We start from the raw sequence: 15,938 nt of genomic DNA, 5'->3' as shown, positions 1-15,938 counted from the left end.
TGGCGGCGCAGCGCGCTGCCTTTTTCCCACCTTCTGCTGTTTTATTGTGCATTACACCGATTTTTTTTATACATCATTTGCCATTTCCTCTGTTTTAAGAAACCATTCGCTCACTCATTGCAATGCCATGGTGTTTTTTGCGCCAACCTTTTCCGGGTTAGCGCCGCATGGCCTGTTATGAGATGAGGGAAAACTCATAACAATAACCCGCAGAGCGGGCAAAGAAAGAAGCAAACACAACAGAGGATTTATGGCTGAAAACAAACCAGAGCTTCAGCGCGGACTGGAGTCTCGACACATCGAATTAATCGCCCTGGGCGGTACTATTGGCGTGGGGCTCTTTATGGGCGCCGCCAGCACCCTGAAATGGGCCGGTCCGTCGGTACTGCTGGCATACATTATTGCGGGTCTTTTCGTCTTCTTTATTATGCGCTCAATGGGCGAGATGCTGTTCCTTGAGCCGGTAGCGGGGTCTTTTGCTGTTTACGCGCACCGCTACATGAGCCCTTTCTTCGGCTATCTCACCGCATGGTCTTATTGGTTTATGTGGATGGCGGTGGGGATTTCTGAAATTACCGCGATTGGGGTGTACGTCCAGTTCTGGTTCCCCGATCTTGCTCAGTGGATACCCGCGCTGATTGCGGTGGCGCTGGTGGCGCTGGCGAACCTGGCGGCAGTGCGCCTGTATGGTGAAATCGAATTCTGGTTCGCAATGATCAAGGTGACCACCATCATTGTGATGATCGTGGTTGGCCTGGGCGTTATCTTCTTTGGCATCGGCAACGGCGGGCATTCGATTGGTTTTGGTAATCTGACCGAGCACGGCGGTTTCTTTGCTGGTGGCTGGAAAGGCTTTCTGACTGCGCTCTGTATTGTTGTGGCGTCCTATCAGGGTGTTGAACTGATTGGTATTACCGCCGGTGAAGCGAAAAATCCGCAGGTTACGCTGCGCAGTGCGGTCAGCAAGGTGCTGTGGCGTATCCTGATTTTCTATGTGGGCGCGATTTTCGTTATCGTGACGATTTTCCCGTGGAACGAAATCGGTACGAATGGCAGCCCGTTTGTGCTGACCTTTGCGAAGATTGGCATTACGGCGGCGGCAGGGATTATTAACTTTGTGGTGCTGACGGCGGCGCTGTCCGGCTGTAACAGTGGTATGTATAGCTGTGGTCGTATGTTGTATGCGCTGGCGAAGAACCGTCAACTGCCTGCTGCGGTGGCGAAAGTGTCTAAAAGCGGTGTTCCGGCGGCGGGCGTGACAATTTCCATCATTATCCTGCTGATAGGCTCCTGCCTGAATTACATTATTCCGAACCCGCAACGCGTGTTTGTTTACGTCTATAGCGCCAGCGTATTGCCAGGTATGGTGCCGTGGTTTGTGATCCTGATTAGCCAGCTGCGTTTCCGTAAAGCGCATAAAGAGGCGATTGCCAGCCATCCCTTCCGCTCAATGTTGTTCCCGTGGGCGAACTGGCTAACGATGGCGTTTTTGATTTGCGTGCTGATTGGTATGGGATTCAACGACGATACGCGTATGTCGCTGTTTGTCGGTGTTATCTTCCTGGCTGCGGTCACAGTGGCGTACAAAGTATTTGGCCTTAACCGGCACGCTGTTACGCAACGGGTGAGTGAATAAGAGGCAAAATGCGCAAAGCATAACCAAACGCGCATTTTCTTCAAAAAAGCACTAGACAGCCGCGCCCGAAGTCCGTACTATCCACCCCCGCAACGGCGCTACGCGCCCGTAGCTCAGCTGGATAGAGCGCTGCCCTCCGGAGGCAGAGGTCTCAGGTTCGAATCCTGTCGGGCGCGCCATTTAAACCCGGCGCTTGAGCTGCGGTGGTTCGTGAAGTATGACGATACCGCGTGAAAAGATTTACAGTGGTGGCTATAGCTCAGTTGGTAGAGCCCTGGATTGTGATTCCAGTTGTCGTGGGTTCGAGTCCCATTAGCCACCCCATTATTTAGCAGTAAAAGTTTCGTGGAATGCGAAGGTGGCGGAATTGGTAGACGCGCTAGCTTCAGGTGTTAGTGTCCTTACGGACGTGGGGGTTCAAGTCCCCCCCCTCGCACCACAACTTAGATTGAACAAAAAATTCAAAAAGCAGTATATCGGCGAGTAGCGCAGCTTGGTAGCGCAACTGGTTTGGGACCAGTGGGTCGGAGGTTCGAATCCTCTCTCGCCGACCAATTTTGAACCCCGCTTTAGCGGGGTTTTTTGTTTTCTGATTTCCTCTGTTTTTCTCTGTTTTTCCATTTCCTTGTATTTCCTCTTTTTTTCACTGTTGTTGCTTACAGGCGACAATGACGCGCTTTTCTGTCGCCAGATGGTGACATTTAACTCATTGATATTTTTGATGAAAGTATATTGCCTTCGAAAGTGTCGTTGTGGGGAGACAGTCATGCGCAGCAAGCGGATTACCATCAGCGGACAAAAAGGGGGGAAGGCCTGAATTGACTGACTTCTTAAAAGGTTGCGCGGGTTAACATAAGTTAATGCAAACCTGGCACGCTATGTGCAATAATATCTTTGTAGATGCTCATTCCATCTCTTATGTTTCGCCTTCTGGCTTCATAAACTCAGGAATGATGCAGAGCCGTTTACGGTGCTTATCGTCCACAGACAGATGTCGCTTCGGCCTCATCAAACACCATGGACATAACGTTGAGTGAAGCACCCATTTATGTTGTCAACAGACCTGTTTTAACGCCTGCCTGAGTATTCCGGCAGGCGTTTTTTTATGGGCAGAGATAGCATCTTCAGGTTGCAGGCGCGTTGCCGCCTTCCTGCATCCTGAATGACGTTGTATTAATTTGGCGGGTTGTTTTGCAGAGTCAGCAGCAGGCCGTCACGACGCATGGTCGCGGCTTCTTCCGGCTGATGCAGGCGATCGAGGCAATCAGCAAGCCATGCGTAATCGAACGCTTCCGGGCGCTGCTTCAGCGCCGCGCGGAATGCCACCGTGGCTTCCTGCCATTCACCGTGTTTCATCAGTGACTGACCAAGCGTACTCCATAACAACGGGCGATCGCCCTGGGTTTTGATCTGCTGGCGCAGCACTTTCTCGATCTGCTGCGGATTATTGGTTTTCAGCCGTGGGATAACCAGCACCAGACGATCGTCATACTGACGTTTAAGACCTTCAAGGATAATGTCCTGCGCAGTATCGTGATCGTCACATTCGATCAGATGCTCGGCCATTGCCACCTGCAATACCACCTGCTGACGGGTTTTGCGGCTCTGGTTTTTCCACCAACTCTTCAGGCCTTCACTGCCCAGGTCGGCACGCGCCTGGTCCATTATGCCAATCCAGGCTTGTTGTTGCAGTGCATCACGGTGCTCATCGTCACCGACATTGGCTTTTGCCATCGATGGAATGATATCCAGCAGTGATGTCCATGCGCCGGTGCGAATATATGCCTGCTCCGCCAGACGTAATACTTCCGGATGGCGCGGTGTGATTTCCAGCAATTTATCCACGCCATGGCGTGCAGCATGATTCTCATTGCGCGCCAGTTGCAGGCGAACACGCGTGATTTCTACCGGAATGGGGTCTTTCTCAGACAGCTCCGCCGCGCGCTCCAGATGCTGGTTCGCACGGGTTTCATCACCGCGCTGCTGTGCAGCTTCCGCTGCCAGCAGGTAGTTGACCATCGGGTGTTCGGCGTGATCGGCATTTTTCGACATCAGCTTTTCTACCTGCTGATAATCACCTTCCGCCAGCTTTAACAGCGCTTGTTCGGTCTGTTTACGGGCACGACGGCGTTTACGTCCCACAAACCAGCCGCGCGTATGTGCGCTGGTGCGGAAAAGGCGACGCAGCAGCCATTCAACCGCAAACATTACCACCAGCGCCAGCACCAGAATAATCACTAACCCGGTGACACTCGTTTCAATGTTGTAATTGTCCGTCTGGATCAGGACATAGCCCTGATGCCCGGCGAGCATAGGGCCGAGAACGATCCCGGCGATTAACAGTGCAAAGAGTAACAGTACTTTCAGCATGCTTATTCTCCCTGCACTGCGTTGGCTGCTGGCGCTTGCTCAGAGGCAACGGCAGGTTGCGCCAGTAGATTTCGCACCCGGGTCTGCATCAGTTTTTCCAGGATCGGCTGGCTTTGCAGCGATGCCGGTAGCGCCATTGCAATGGTCTGCTGGCTCAGCTTGTCGACTTCTTCAAGGAAGGCTTTGGTGGCGGCATCGTCGGTATCGTAGTAAGCGCGCACCCAGGTGGAAACATTATCCAGTGCCTGTTTGTAGGTTTCTTCCTGATGACGGGGAACGGCCTGAGCCGCAACCAGCAGACGCGAGCGAATATTCTCACGCAGGTAGATATCCTGGTTTGGCGCTAACAGCGGCACGGCTGTTTCATCTCGACGACGAATAGTGATAAAGCTGTCCATAAAGTTTTGCCAGCTTTTCTGCAGGTTCACACGCCATTCACTGATCGAACCGGACAGCTCGTTACTGTCGGTATCCATCGGCGAGTCGTCATCGTTGTTATCGGCAAGGCGCAGGTTATCAATCTGGTTGGAGAGCTGGTTCAGTTTGAGGATCGCACCGTCATAATCCACCTGCGTGATGGTGGAGAGGCTGGCAATATCGTCGGTAATTGCACGGCGAGCGGTGATCAGACTCGGATCGTTCATCTCCGCCAGGCTGGCGTCCGCGCTTTTCAGCAGTGCTGCCGCGGTGGTGACGTCCTGGTCGCTCCAGAGCTTGCGTCCGGCCAGTTTAACGAGAAAATCCGCCTGCGCCAGTTGCCAGGTTTTGGCATCGGAACCGGAGATGGTCGCCACTTTCTGCTGTACTTCATCGAGCTGTTTGGTCAGCGCATCCTGATGACGTTTGGCCTCGTCAAGCTGCCCGGCCTGCTGTTTGATAATGCCTTCCAGTTCGGCGCGTTGCTTATCCTGCGCCTGCTGCAACGCAATAACCTGATTGGCGATTTCGCCGTTATTGGTGTGCAGGGTGGAAACCTGTTGTTTAACCCAGCCATAAAGCCCGACGCCCGAGGCCAGCGCAATAGCGATGGCGACCGCGCTTAGCGCAAGGCTGGTCCTGTTCGCGCGATGGGTCTTCTCTGCTTTGCCCGGCGGCGGCGTTGCGCCGTCAGCCGTTTGGGTTTCTTCAACCCCGGCGGAGGAGTGTTGTTGTTCCGTCATCATGGCTTCCCATTATGAGAGTTATTGTAATGCGCGAAGCAGCGCATCGTTGTCTGCAGTGTCGGCGACCTGAATATCCTGCCAGCCCAGTTCCCGGGCGAGGTGCGCCAGACGTTCGCTAACCACCAGTATGCGGCAGCGAAGTAACCAATTTTCCCGATACCAGGGCGGAATAAGCGAAAACAGCTGTTGCATCATTTCGCCGCTGGTGACAACCAGCGTCGTCACCCCGCGCGTATGCCAGCGCATGGCCTCTTCGGCGCCATTGTAGAACTTCGCGCTGCGTTGATAACACTCGCAAAACTCCACTTCTGCGCCACGCGCCGCCAGTGTTTCCGCCAGCACTTCACGCCCACCGTTACCGCGTAAGATTAGCGCCTGCTTACCCTGAACATTTTGTAATTCAGGTAATTGTAGCAACACTTCACTGGTTTCCCGATCCAACGGATAACGCACATCAATGCCGGTCACCGTATGTAATGCCAGCGCAGTGCTACGGCCAATCGCGAAATAATGCGGCTGTTCGGGAAAACGTAGACCCGCCTGTTGTAAATGTGCATGGGCAAATGTCACCGCCTGCTGCGACAGGACAAAAACCAGGTCGTCGGCGGTTAATGCGGCGAGTCGCCCGGGTAACGAGGTGAGTTCACGACCCGGCGTAAACTCGATAAGCGGGAAGCTCCAGGCCACTAGCCCCAGTGTGCGCAACCGGCTCACTAATTCTTCCCCTGCAGGGGATGGGCGAGTGACCAGAATACTCATTCGGGGGCTTCTCCGTTGTAGACATCGGCCAGAATGGCGCGGGCACCATTATTCAGTAATTCTTCGGCCAGCGAGATACCTAACTGCTCGGCGTCCGCCGGGTTACCGCGGCGCTCACCGCGCACCATGGTGGAGCCATCCGGTGCGCCAACCAGCGCACGCAGCCAGATTTCACCGTCCACCAGTTCAGCATAGCTGCCAATCGGCACCTGACACCCACCTTCAAGGCGCGTATTCATTGCGCGCTCGGCTTTAACGCGCACGGCTGTGTCCGCATGATTCAGCGGTTGCAACAGCGCGCGGGTATGTGCGTCGTCCAGGCGGCACTCGATACCGACTGCACCCTGGCCCACGGCAGGCAGCGAGGTTTCCGGCGATAATGCCACACGCACGCGCTCACCAAGGCCAAGACGTTTAAGACCGGCAACGGCGAGAATAATGGCGTCATATTCTCCGTTATCCAGTTTACTCAGGCGCGTACCGACATTACCGCGTAAAGAGCGAATCACCAGGTCCGGACGTTGCGCTGCCAACTGGCATTGACGGCGTAAACTTGACGTACCAACGATGCTGCCGGCAGGCAATTCATCGAGCGAGTTATAGCTGTTTGACACAAACGCATCGCGGGGATCGTCACGCTCGCAAATGGTCGACAGGCCGAGCCCTTCCGGGAAATCGACCGGGACATCTTTCATTGAATGCACGGCGATATCGGCGCGGTTTTCAAGCAGTGCCAGCTCAAGTTCTTTTACAAACAGACCCTTGCCGCCGACTTTCGCCAGTGGCGTATCCAGGATCACGTCACCGCGCGTGACCATAGGCACCAGTTCAACAGTGAGTCCGGGATGGTTCGCCTCAAGGCGTTCCTTAACGTATTGTGCCTGCCAAAGCGCAAGAGGGCTCTGCCGTGTGGCAATTCTTAAAACATTGTCTAACATGCTTGTTACCGTCATTGTCGTCCGTCGACCATCCTAACATTGTTGCCTTAGGGTGTCAGTGTCCGCAGAAGATCGCCGGAGAGAGAAAGGCGTCGCGCCGCGATGCAGGCGCTGCCGGGACCGTAATTAGGAATTTACAGACAGCGTTTACTGCTACACTGGTATGTAGCGCATCTTTCTTTACGGTCAATGAGCAAGGTGTTAAATTGATCACGTTTTAGACCATTTTTTCGTCTGCCTCCCTGAAAGGTAAGGGCGAAAAACCGGTAACGGCTATTTTGGATTTTCTGTAAACATCAGGCGATATGTCTTGTACCTCTATATTGAGACTCTGAAACAGAGACTGGATGCCATCAATCAACTGCGTGTGGATCGCGCGCTTGCTGCCATGGGCCCTGCTTTTCAGCAGGTTTACAGTCTGCTGCCGACATTGCTGCATTATCATCATCCGCTGATGCCGGGTTACCTCGATGGTAACGTTCCCCAGGGCATTTGCCTTTACACGCCTGATGAAAATCAACTTCATTACCTGAACGAACTTGAACTGCATCGTGGGTTCCCGCCGCAGGAATCGCCGAAAGGCGAGCTGCCGATCACCGGGGTTTACTCCATGGGTAGTACTTCTTCGGTCGGGCAAAGCTGCTCCTCTGACCTGGATATATGGGTCTGCCATCAATCCTGGCTCGATAACGAAGAGCGTCAACTGCTGCAGCGTAAATGCAGCCTGCTGGAAAGCTGGGCGGCGTCGCTGGGCGTGGAAGTTAGCTTCTTCCTGATTGATGAGAACCGCTTCCGTCATAACGAAAGCGGCAGCCTCGGCGGCGAGGATTGCGGCTCCACGCAGCATATTCTGTTGCTGGATGAGTTTTACCGTACCGCTGTGCGTCTTGCCGGTAAGCGTATTCTGTGGAATATGGTGCCGGGCGATGAAGAAGAGCATTACGACGATTACGTGATGACGCTCTACGCCCAGGGCGTGTTGACCCCGAACGAATGGCTGGATCTCGGCGGCTTAAGTACGCTTTCTGCAGAAGAGTATTTCGGCGCCAGCCTGTGGCAGCTCTATAAAAGCATCGACTCTCCTTATAAAGCCGTGTTGAAAACGCTGTTGCTGGAAGCCTATTCCTGGGAATACCCCAACACACGTTTGCTGGCGAAAGATATCAAACAGCGTCTGCATGACGGTGAAATCGTATCGTTTGGCCTCGATCACTACTGCATGATGCTCGAACGCGTGACGCAGTATCTGGTCGCCATTGACGACACCGCGCGCCTCGATCTGGCTCGCCGATGTTTTTACTTAAAAGTGTGCGAGAAACTGAGCCGCGAGCGCGCCTGCGTTGGCTGGCGTCGCGAAGTGATCACGCAACTGGTAAAAGAGTGGGGCTGGGACGATGCGCGTGTAGCTATGCTGGATAACCGCGCTAACTGGAAAATCGATCAGGTGCGCGAGGCGCATAACGAATTGCTTGATGCAATGATGCAGAGCTACCGTAACCTGATCCGTTTTGCCCGCCGCAATAATCTGAGCGTTTCCGCCAGCCCGCAGGACATCGGTGTTTTAACCCGTAAACTGTACGCCGCGTTTGAAGCGCTGCCAGGCAAAGTGACGCTGGTTAACCCGCAAATTTCGCCGGATCTCTCTGAACCGAATTTAACCTTTATCCATGTGCCGCCGGGCCGGGCCAACCGTTCGGGTTGGTATCTGTACAACCGCGCGCCGAATATGGATTCCATCGTCAGCCATCAACCGCTGGAATATAACCGCTATCTGAATAAGCTGGTGGCCTGGGCCTGGTTCAACGGTTTGCTGACGTCGCGTACGCATCTGTTTATTAAAGGCAACGGCATTGTGGATTTGGCGAAACTGCAGGAAATGGTGGCCGATGTGTCGCATCACTTCCCGCTGCGCCTGCCTGCGCCAACGCCGAAAGCGCTCTATAGCCCATGTGAAATCCGCCATCTGGCGATCATCGTCAATCTGGAATACGACCCGACCGCGGCGTTTCGTAACCAGGTCGTGCATTTCGATTTCCGTAAGCTTGATGTGTTCAGCTTTGGCGAGCAGCAAAACTGCCTGGTCGGCAGCGTCGATCTGCTGTACCGCAACTCGTGGAACGAAGTGCGTACCCTGCATTTCAACGGCGAGCAGGCGATGATTGAAGCGCTGAAAACCATTCTTGGCAAAATGCATCAGGATGCTGCGCCGCCGGACAGCGTCGAAGTGTTCTGTTACAGCCAGCATCTGCGCGGCCTGATTCGTACGCGCGTGCAGCAACTGGTGTCCGAATGCATTGAGCTGCGCCTTTCCAGCACCCGCCAGGAGACCGGGCGTTTCAAAGCGCTGCGCGTCGCTGGTCAGACCTGGGGACTGTTCTTTGAACGTCTCAATGTGTCGGTGCAGAAACTGGAAAACGCGATTGAGTTTTACGGGGCCATTTCTCACAACAAACTGCACGGGCTTTCGGTGCAGGTTGAAACTAATCAGGTTCAGTTACCGGCCGTGGTGGACGGGTTCGCCAGCGAGGGCATTATTCAGTTCTTCTTTGAGGAGACTGGCGAAGAGGGCTTTAACATCTATATCCTGGATGAGAGCAATCGCGCGGAAGTTTACCACCACTGCGAAGGCAGCAAAGAGGAGCTGGTGCGTGATGTGAGCCGCTTCTATTCGTCATCTCACGATCGCTTTACCTACGGCTCCAGCTTTATCAACTTCAACCTGCCGCAGTTCTACCAGATTGTGAATGTTGAAGGGCGCGCGCAAGTGATCCCGTTCCGCAACCAGGCGATCACCGCCGCCACTCCGGCAAATCAGGACAACGACACGCCGCTGTTGCAGCAGTATTTCTCGTAAAGAAAGTGCCCGGATGGCCCGGGCAACCATGATTAGCGGAAACTGACCGTCTCACCCGCCTGTTGGCTTGCAGCCTGCTCAAGCAGATCCCAGAATGTTTCGCCACTGCGATCGCAGACCCATTCGTCGCTTTTCAGGTCGAAATGGTAGCCGCCCTGTTTGGTGGCCAGCCAGACCTGATGCAGCGGCTCCTGGCGGTTAATGATAATTTTGCTACCGTTTTCAAAGCTGATGGTTAACACGCCGCCATTGATTTCACAGTCGATATCGCTGTCGCCGTCCCAATCGTCAAGACGTTCTTCAATGGTCAGCCAGAGGCCGTCGGCGAGGCGATGAAATTCACTGTCGTTCATGCTGTTTTCCCGTTTTTTATGATGGCAGCAGTATAACGCGAAACATTTCCCGTTGCCCTAAACGCGCAAACTCTTGCTTTTGTGTCTCCTCCTGCGATGATAGAACGCAGAAAGAACGAACTTACAGGCAACCTATAATGAAAGATGTGTTTCGCACGCTGGCCGTACTGCTGACGCTGTTCAGCCTGACGGGCTGTGGTCTGAAAGGGCCGCTCTATTTCCCGCCCGCGGATAAAACCGCGCCGCCGCCGACAAAAAATCAGACCAGTACTATCCAGTCGACCACGCCGGATCGTAACGATCGCGGTGATAACGGCTCGCCGACTCAGGTGAATTACTGACGTCACCGTTCTGTATCCGCGTAAATGGAGTAGATGATGCAGTTCTCAAAAATGCATGGCCTTGGCAACGATTTTATGGTCGTCGACGCGGTGACGCAGAATGTCTTTTTCTCCCCTGAGCTGATCCGTCGCCTGGCGGATCGCCATCTTGGCGTGGGCTTTGACCAACTGCTGGTGGTTGAACCGCCCTACGATCCTGAGCTCGATTTCCACTACCGTATTTTTAATGCTGACGGCAGCGAAGTGTCGCAGTGCGGCAATGGCGCTCGCTGTTTCGCGCGTTTTGTTCGCCTGAAAGGATTGACCAATAAACGTGACATCCGCGTCAGTACGGCAAACGGACGTATGTTATTGAGCGTAACAGACGACGATCTGGTGCGCGTCAATATGGGCGAACCCAACTTCGAACCCTCCCAGGTACCGTTTCGCGCGAACAAAGCGGAAAAGACCTATATTATGCGGGCGGCGGAACAAACAGTATTGTGCGGCGTCGTATCGATGGGCAACCCACACTGCGTGATTCAGGTGGATGACGTGGATACCGCGCCGGTAGAGACGTTAGGGCCGGTTATGGAAAGCCATGAGCGCTTTCCGGAACGCGCCAATATCGGTTTTATGCAGGTGGTAAAACGCGATCACATCCGTTTGCGCGTCTATGAACGCGGCGCTGGTGAAACGCAGGCCTGTGGCAGCGGCGCGTGTGCGGCCGTGGCTGTCGGCATTGCACAGGATTTGCTGGCGGAAGAGGTGCGCGTGGAGTTACCAGGCGGTCGACTTGATATCGCATGGAAAGGCCCGGGCCAACCGTTGTTTATGACTGGCCCGGCGGCACATGTCTATGACGGGTTTATTCATCTATGAAGCAACCAGGGGAAGAATTGCAGGAAACGCTGACGGAACTGGAAGATCAGGCCGTTGTTGATTATTTGCTGCGTCATCCTGATTTCTTTATCCGCAATGCACGACTGGTGGAACAGATGCGCGTACCGCATGCCGTACGCGATACCGTTTCGCTGGTGGAATGGCACATGGCGCGCTCGCGCAATCACATCAATGTGCTGGAAGAGAACATGACATTGTTGATGGAGCAGGCCAGCGCCAATGAAGGTCTGTTCTATCGTCTCCTGCGTTTGCAGGGGCGGCTGGCCTCCGCCCACAGCCTGGAAGAGATGCTCAATCGCTTTCACCGCTGGGCGCGTGATTTAGGGCTGGCGGGGGCAACGATCCGCCTGTTTCCCGATCGCTGGCGGCTTGGCGCGCCTTCTGGCTTTACTCACCTCGCGCTTTCCCGGCAGGCTTTCGAACCGTTACGCATCCAGCGTTTGGGTCATCAACACCACTATCTTGGTTCCTTAAACGGGCCGGAGTTACTGTTGCTGTTACCGGAGGCGAAAGCGATTGGTTCAGTGGCGTTATCGCTGATGGGACCAGACGGCGATCTCGGCGTGGTGCTGTTCAGCAGCCGTGATGTCCACCATTACCAGCAAGGGCAAGGTACGCAGTTGTTGCAGGAAATCGCGCAGATGCTGCCGGATCTCCTGGAGCGCTGGATCGAGCGCGTATGACCGATTCTCCGCTGTTCCCGGCCGTGACCAAATTTTTGCGCTATCTCGGCGTTGAGCGCCAACTCAGCCCCATCACCCTGCTTAATTATCAGCGTCAGCTTGATGCCATTATCGCTTTGACCGGTGAGACCGGTCTGAAAAGCTGGCAACAATGTGACGCTGCCATGGTGCGCGCCATTGCGGTGCGCAGCCGGCGCAAAGGGCTGGGTGCCGCCAGCCTGGCGCTGCGTCTCTCGGCGCTGCGCAGTTTCTTTGACTGGATGGTGAGCCAGGGTGAGCTGGCGGCCAATCCGGCGAAAGGTATCTCCGCGCCGAAAGCGCCGCGACACCTGCCGAAAAATATCGACGTGGATGATATGAACCGGCTGCTGGATATCGATCTTAACGATCCGCTGGCGGTGCGCGACCGGGCGATGCTGGAAGTGATGTATGGCGCGGGCTTGCGTCTTTCTGAACTGGTGAATCTGGATATTAAGCATCTGGATCTGGAGAGTGGCGAAGTGTGGGTGCTGGGTAAAGGTAGCAAAGAGCGCCGTTTACCCATTGGTCGCAATGCGGTTATCTGGATCGAACACTGGCTTGATTTACGCGGGTTGTTTGGCGCGGAAGACGATGCGCTGTTCCTCTCAAAGCTCGGTAAACGTATCTCCACGCGTAATGTGCAAAAACGGTTTGCTGAGTGGGGGATTAAACAGGGGCTGAATAGCCATGTGCACCCCCATAAACTGCGCCACTCCTTCGCGACCCATATGCTGGAATCGAGCGGTGATTTACGCGGTGTGCAGGAGTTGCTCGGTCACGCCAATTTATCCACCACACAAATCTATACCCATCTTGATTTTCAACACCTTGCATCGGTGTACGACGCCGCGCATCCGCGCGCCAAACGGGGGAAATAATGCGTTTTTACCGCCCATTAGGTCAGATCGCTGCGATCACCTTCGACCTGGACGACACACTTTATGACAACCGCCCGGTGATCCAGCGTACAGAGCAGGAAGCGCTGGTGTTTATGCAGGGGTATCACCCGGCGTTGACCGGCCTGGAAAACAGCGAGTTTCAACGTTTGCGGCGATCGCTACGGGAAACCGAACCCGACATTTACCATGATGTGACGGAGTGGCGGCGACGTGCGGTTGAACGCACGATGCTGAATGCCGGATTAACACAAGAAGAGGCCGCCGCAGGCGCAGAGGCGGCGATGAGCCACTTTGCTAAATGGCGTAGCCGCATTGATGTGCCGCAGGAAACCCACGACACGCTGGCGAAGCTGGCAAAAAAATGGCCGTTGGTGGCCATTACCAACGGGAATGCGCAGCCGGAGCTGTTCGGGTTGAGCGAGTACTTTGAGTTTGTTCTGCGTGCCGGGCCGGACGGGCGTTCCAAGCCATTCAGCGATATGTATTACCTGGCTGCCAAACGTTTGAATGTGGCGCCTGGCGACATTTTACATGTGGGCGATGACCTGATAACCGATGTCGCCGGGGCGATCCGCTGTGGTATGCAGGCATGCTGGATCAAACCGGAAGGCGCAGATTTGTTGCAGGCTCCCTATAGCCGTTTGTTACCACACGTGGAAATTTCACGGTTGGCATCCCTCACGACGCTGATATAATCATCAACAGCTCTGTATAAATTTCCAGTAATTTTCGCGACGGTGCCCATGGACGTTTCTTATCTGCTCGACAGCCTCAATGACAAACAACGCGACGCCGTAGCGGCGACGCGCAGCAATATGCTGGTGCTGGCGGGCGCGGGGAGCGGTAAGACGCGTGTGCTGGTGCACCGCATCGCCTGGTTGATGACCGTAGAAAATTGCTCGCCTTATTCGATTATGGCGGTCACGTTTACCAACAAAGCGGCAGCAGAAATGCGCCACCGTATTGGTCAACTGATGGGCACATCTCAGGGGGGGATGTGGGTTGGCACATTCCATGGGCTGGCGCACCGCCTGTTGCGCGCGCACCATATGGACGCCAATCTGCCGCAGGATTTTCAGATCCTTGATAGCGAAGATCAGCTCAGGTTACTTAAGCGTCTGATTAAAGCGATGAACCTTGATGAGAAGCAGTGGCCGCCGCGCCAGGCCATGTGGTACATCAACGGGCAGAAAGATGAAGGTATCCGCCCGCATCATATTCAAAGTTTCGGCAATCCGGTGGAGCAAACCTGGCAGAAAGTGTACCAGGCCTACCAGGAAGCCTGCGATCGCGCCGGGCTGGTGGATTTTGCCGAGCTGTTGCTGCGCGCCCATGAGCTGTGGCTGAACAAGCCGCACATTTTGCAGCACTACCGCGAGCGCTTTACCAATATCCTGGTGGACGAATTCCAGGATACCAACAACATTCAATATGCGTGGATCCGCCTGCTGGCGGGTGATACCGGCAAAGTGATGATCGTCGGCGACGACGACCAGTCCATTTACGGCTGGCGCGGCGCGCAGGTGGAAAACATCCAGCGTTTCCTGAAGGATTTCCCCGGCGCGGAAACCATCCGTCTGGAGCAAAACTACCGTTCCACCAGCAATATTCTCAGCGCCGCCAACGCCCTGATTGAAAACAACAACGGGCGTCTGGGCAAAAAGCTGTGGACCGATGGTATCGACGGCGAGCCGATCTCGCTCTACTGCGCGTTCAACGAGCTGGATGAAGCCCGTTTTGTGGTTAACCGTATCAAAACCTGGCAGGATAACGGCGGAGCGCTGGAAAAATGCGCCATTCTCTATCGCAGCAACGCCCAATCGCGTGTTCTGGAAGAGGCGCTGTTGCAGGCGAGTATGCCGTACCGCATTTATGGCGGTATGCGCTTCTTCGAACGGCAGGAAATCAAAGACGCGCTGTCGTATCTGCGTCTTATTGCCAACCGTAATGACGATGCCGCTTTCGAGCGCGTGGTGAATACCCCAACGCGCGGCATTGGCGATCGCACGCTGGATGTGGTGCGCCAGACCTCTCGCGACCGTCAGTTGACGCTGTGGCAGGCAACCCGTGAGCTGTTACAGGAAAAAGCACTGGCCGGGCGAGCCGCCAGCGCGCTGCAACGTTTCCTTGAATTGATTGACGCACTGGCGCAGGAGACGGCGGATCTGCCGCTGCATGTGCAAACTGACCGCGTGGTGAAAGATTCCGGCCTGCGCATGATGTATGAGCAGGAAAAGGGCGAGAAAGGTCAGACGCGCATCGAGAACTTAGAGGAACTGGTCACGGCTACACGCCAGTTCAGCTACAACGAAGAAGACGAAGATTTAATGCCGCTGCAGGCTTTTCTCTCCCACGCTGCGCTGGAAGCGGGCGAAGGGCAGGCGGATACCTGGCAGGATGCCGTGCAACTGATGACGCTGCATTCGGCAAAAGGCCTGGAGTTCCCGCAAGTGTTTATCGTCGGGATGGAAGAGGGCATGTTCCCGAGCCAGATGTCGCTGGATGAAGGCGGGCGTCTGGAGGAGGAGCGTCGACTGGCTTATGTGGGCGTCACCCGTGCGATGCAGAAGCTGACTCTCACCTACGCGGAAACCCGTCGTCTGTACGGCAAAGAGGTGTACCATCGTCCGTCGCGCTTTATTGGTGAACTGCCGGAAGAGTGCGTGGAAGAGGTACGTCTGCGCGCCAGCATCAGTCGCCCGGTCAGCCATCAGCGCATGGGGACGCCGGTTGCGCAGAGCGACACCGGTTACAAGCTTGGTCAGCGTGTGCGCCATGCCAAGTTTGGCGAAGGCACGGTGGTGAACATGGAAGGCAGCGGCGAGCATAGCCGTTTGCAGGTGGCTTTCCAGGGGCAGGGCATCAAATGGCTGGTCGCGGCTTATGCGAAGCTCGAAACCGTGTAACTTTCAGAAAAATATCATTATTTTGCAATAATCTGCTAGCCTTATACGCTGAAGGGCAAATATTGCTCTTTCGCGTTTCGTTGCGTGTTGACGCTGCATTTTTGCTGGCGTAACATGCGCGCACGATCACGCT

13 protein-coding genes and 4 tRNA genes are annotated in these 15,938 nt (G+C 54.9%); 12 read left to right on the top strand and 5 right to left on the bottom strand.

From position 1 onward, the window contains the following. The first annotated feature begins 250 nt into the window (after positions 1–250). From thrP to N7922_RS23725, 5 genes are all read left to right on the top strand, one after another. Positions 251–1,636 carry a bifunctional threonine/serine APC transporter ThrP gene (gene thrP, locus N7922_RS23745; RefSeq protein WP_263098545.1) on the top strand — a complete coding sequence of 462 codons (1,386 nt, stop codon included), beginning with the start codon at positions 251–253 and terminating at the stop codon, positions 1,634–1,636. A 102-nt stretch (positions 1,637–1,738) separates the two neighbouring features. Further along, a tRNA-Arg gene (locus N7922_RS23740) sits at positions 1,739–1,815 on the top strand. 69 nt (positions 1,816–1,884) lie between these two features. Then, a tRNA-His gene (locus tag N7922_RS23735) sits at positions 1,885–1,960 on the top strand. A 28-nt stretch (positions 1,961–1,988) separates the two neighbouring features. Next, positions 1,989–2,075, top strand: a tRNA-Leu gene (locus N7922_RS23730). A gap of 38 nt (positions 2,076–2,113) precedes the next feature. Then, a tRNA-Pro gene (locus N7922_RS23725) sits at positions 2,114–2,190 on the top strand. A 619-nt stretch (positions 2,191–2,809) separates the two neighbouring features. On the opposite strand, the gene hemY is transcribed toward N7922_RS23725, so the two are convergent. From hemY to hemC, 4 genes are read right to left on the bottom strand one after another with little or no spacing between them, the layout of a single operon-like run. After that, entirely contained in the window at positions 2,810–4,006 is a 1,197-nt protein-coding gene (gene hemY, locus N7922_RS23720) for a protoheme IX biogenesis protein HemY (protein WP_263098544.1), read from the bottom strand. Positions 4,007–4,008: 2 nt separating this feature from the next. Then, complete coding sequence (hemX, locus tag N7922_RS23715; protein ID WP_263100995.1) at positions 4,009–5,166, bottom strand: uroporphyrinogen-III C-methyltransferase; 1,158 nt, start codon at positions 5,164–5,166, stop codon at positions 4,009–4,011. Between the two features lie 21 nt (positions 5,167–5,187). Then, the gene (hemD, locus tag N7922_RS23710; RefSeq protein WP_263098543.1) at positions 5,188–5,928 is read right to left on the bottom strand and encodes a uroporphyrinogen-III synthase; all 741 of its coding nucleotides are present in this window, start codon (positions 5,926–5,928) and stop codon (positions 5,188–5,190) included. Next, entirely contained in the window at positions 5,925–6,866 is a 942-nt protein-coding gene (gene hemC, locus N7922_RS23705; RefSeq protein ID WP_263098542.1) for a hydroxymethylbilane synthase, read from the bottom strand. The genes hemD and hemC overlap by 4 nt, the downstream gene beginning before the upstream one ends. A 310-nt stretch (positions 6,867–7,176) precedes the next feature. On the opposite strand from hemC, the gene cyaA reads away from it, so the two are divergent. After that, a complete protein-coding gene (gene cyaA / locus N7922_RS23700; RefSeq protein ID WP_263098541.1) occupies positions 7,177–9,720 on the top strand; it encodes a class I adenylate cyclase in 2,544 nt (847 codons plus the stop codon). A gap of 32 nt (positions 9,721–9,752) precedes the next feature. Here cyaA and cyaY read toward each other — a convergent pair whose 3' ends face one another. Then, positions 9,753–10,073, bottom strand: coding sequence for an iron donor protein CyaY (gene cyaY, locus N7922_RS23695; protein WP_263098540.1), 321 nt, complete (start codon positions 10,071–10,073; stop codon positions 9,753–9,755). Between the two features lie 137 nt (positions 10,074–10,210). On the opposite strand from cyaY, the gene lptM reads away from it, so the two are divergent. The 6 genes from lptM to uvrD are packed head-to-tail and all read left to right on the top strand — an operon-like array spanning position 10,211 to position 15,805. Then, positions 10,211–10,414, top strand: coding sequence for an LPS translocon maturation chaperone LptM (lptM, locus tag N7922_RS23690; protein ID WP_061499162.1), 204 nt, complete (start codon positions 10,211–10,213; stop codon positions 10,412–10,414). Between the two features lie 36 nt (positions 10,415–10,450). Then, positions 10,451–11,275, top strand: coding sequence for a diaminopimelate epimerase (gene dapF / locus N7922_RS23685; RefSeq protein WP_088237717.1), 825 nt, complete (start codon positions 10,451–10,453; stop codon positions 11,273–11,275). After that, the gene (locus N7922_RS23680) at positions 11,272–11,979 is read left to right on the top strand and encodes a DUF484 domain-containing protein (protein WP_263098539.1); all 708 of its coding nucleotides are present in this window, start codon (positions 11,272–11,274) and stop codon (positions 11,977–11,979) included. Before dapF ends, N7922_RS23680 begins: the two co-directional genes overlap by 4 nt. Further along, entirely contained in the window at positions 11,976–12,878 is a 903-nt protein-coding gene (gene xerC, locus N7922_RS23675) for a tyrosine recombinase XerC (RefSeq protein WP_263098538.1), read from the top strand. The genes N7922_RS23680 and xerC overlap by 4 nt, the downstream gene beginning before the upstream one ends. Continuing rightward, positions 12,878–13,594, top strand: coding sequence for a 5-amino-6-(5-phospho-D-ribitylamino)uracil phosphatase YigB (yigB, locus tag N7922_RS23670; RefSeq protein ID WP_263098537.1), 717 nt, complete (start codon positions 12,878–12,880; stop codon positions 13,592–13,594). Before xerC ends, yigB begins: the two co-directional genes overlap by 1 nt. A 48-nt stretch (positions 13,595–13,642) precedes the next feature. Then, positions 13,643–15,805: a DNA helicase II gene (gene uvrD, locus N7922_RS23665; RefSeq protein ID WP_263098536.1), complete on the top strand. Its 2,163-nt coding sequence runs from the start codon at positions 13,643–13,645 to the stop codon at positions 15,803–15,805. The last annotated feature ends 133 nt before the right edge of the window (positions 15,806–15,938 follow it).

This window comes from Kosakonia sp. ML.JS2a (genome assembly GCF_025642095.1).
Classification (GTDB): domain Bacteria; phylum Pseudomonadota; class Gammaproteobacteria; order Enterobacterales; family Enterobacteriaceae.
Note: the sequence above shows the minus strand (reverse complement) of the source record. Positions and strands in the feature narration are given on the sequence as shown.